This window comes from Legionella gratiana (assembly GCF_001467695.1).
GTDB classification, from domain to species: domain Bacteria; phylum Pseudomonadota; class Gammaproteobacteria; order Legionellales; family Legionellaceae; genus Legionella; species Legionella gratiana.
Genome location: NZ_LNYE01000027.1, coordinates 1 through 720 on the forward strand (window position 1 = coordinate 1; position 720 = coordinate 720).

Genomic DNA, 720 nt, shown 5'->3' on the forward strand with positions numbered 1-720 from the left:
CTTTGATGCGTTTATAATCTGAAACTTCATATGAATCAGCTTGTATTAACTCTTCGAAGCTTATTTCAAAAACCGTTCCTATTACTTGATGCTCAGGATTCCCGGTATAAGTGATAATTGGGTGTATTTTTTCACCACTTGTTGCAACAACATTAGGATCTTTGATTTCTAAAGTTGGGTTTTACCGCATATCCAGCCCAAACTGGCAATGAGATAGCTAAGCGACTTTAAGTGCCAATATTTTATCCATATCGAACAACATACCCTGCTCTTCAATATCCTGAGTAAAATCATATTCCCCATGCAAATTGACATAATGCCAGATTAAAGTCGACCCATTGCGAATAATAGTTAGTAGTGCTTTCCTGCTTGCTTCATCCTCTAACAGAGCCAATTTTTGCGAAAGGTATAGCTCATTCCATAATACAATTGCATTCTGGATTAAGCGCTGGCAACCAACAACCATTTCTTGTTCCTCCTTGCTGCTGTATTGAATTTCCTGGTTGTTACCAAACAGAATGGCTTTTGAGAATTTATTCGATAGCTCAATACGATTTAACTGTTTTTCAACAGTCTGTCGTAATTCCACATCATCAATATATCGAAGAATAAACAGACTTTTAATAATCCGTCCAAATTCCTTTATGGCGCAGTACAATGGATGTTGTTTAGAATATGAACTGAGACGCTTGAACAGTTGTGATGCCGTTGTGGCTTTAA

At 37.1% G+C, this 720-nt stretch carries 1 protein-coding gene; it reads right to left on the reverse strand.

All coding sequences use genetic code 11. The features are described 5' to 3' along the window. Positions 1–217: 217 nt before the first annotated feature. Positions 218–720 (reverse strand): Tn3 family transposase (locus Lgra_RS12745; protein ID WP_157068273.1); only part of this gene is annotated, 503 nt, incomplete at its 5' end.